Here is a 1049-nt window from a genome sequence, read left to right as displayed (position 1 = left end):
GGCCGTGCTAGAGTTTGATCGCCCCCATCTTTTCCAATCGTCCTGAACGGATACCCGAGCTTTTGGCTCGGATGACAAGCATGGGAGACGGAAAAGATGACTGAGATTACCATCGGTGCCGATATCTCGAAAGACCATATCGATCTGCATCGTCTGCCAAATGGCGACAGGCTGCGCATCAGCAACGACGCCAAGGGGTTTGCCGCCATACTCGGATGGATCGGAGAAAGGCCGGTTGCGCGTATCGTCTATGAGCCGACCGGAGCCTATCACAAGGCTTTCGAACGCTTCATGCTCACCCGGGGGCTGCCCGTTTCCAAGGTCAATCCGCGTCAGGCGCGACGATTTGCCGAAGCGACTGGAAAGCTGGCAAAGACAGACCGTGCGGATGCCGAGATGCTGGCGCAATTCGGCATGCTGCTGAACCCGCGTCTCTTACGCCCGGACGCCGCTTCTTTCGCTGAACTCAAGGAGTTGCATGCCGCACGCCTGGCGCTAGTGAAGGACAGGACGGCTGCGAAGAACCGAGGCAAAAATATCAGCCAGCTACTCCTCAAACGGCAAAACGCTGCCCGCCTGAAGCAGATCGAAACGCAGCTCGCCCAAGTCGAGCAGGCCATCACCAGCCACATTGCGATCGACAAAAACCTCAAAGCACGCTTCGATATCCTGGTTTCCATACCCGGTCTGTCGAAGATCACGGCCTTTACCCTTCTCATCGAGATGCCCGAGTTGGGGGAACTCGATGAGAAGGCCGCAGGCAAGCTTGCGGGCCTTGCTCCAAGCGACAGGCAATCCGGGCGATGGATCGGACGCGCCTTCATCGTCGGCGGTCGGGCCATCGTCCGACAGGCGCTCTACATGCCGGCTCTCGTCGCCGCGCGCTTCAATCCCGACCTCAAGGACAAATACGAAACTCTCATCAAAGCCGGAAAGCCGCCAAAAGTCGCGATCACCGCCGTCATGCGAAAGCTCGTGGTCCTCGCAAACGCACTCCTGCGAAAAAAGCAAAAATGGACTCCAAAACCGGCTTGATCAAAACGGATACT

The 1049-nt window shown here is 57.6% G+C and carries 1 protein-coding gene; it reads left to right on the top strand.

Annotated elements, in window-relative coordinates:
• Positions 1 to 96: 96 nt before the first annotated feature.
• Positions 97 to 1035 carry an IS110 family transposase gene (locus tag ACQKKX_RS20625; protein ID WP_427573534.1) on the top strand — a complete coding sequence of 313 codons (939 nt, stop codon included), beginning with the start codon at positions 97 to 99 and terminating at the stop codon, positions 1033 to 1035.
• Positions 1036 to 1049: the final 14 nt, after the last annotated feature.

The sequence above is a fragment of the Neorhizobium sp. NPDC001467 genome (assembly GCF_050275975.1).
GTDB lineage: Bacteria > Pseudomonadota > Alphaproteobacteria > Rhizobiales > Rhizobiaceae > Neorhizobium.
This window is presented reverse-complemented; position numbering and strand designations above follow the sequence as displayed.

Coding starts and splice junctions, on each gene's coding strand:
- ACQKKX_RS20625 (WP_427573534.1), top strand. CDS start 97: ATGACTGAGATTACCATCGGTGCCGATATCTCGAAAGACCATATCGAT.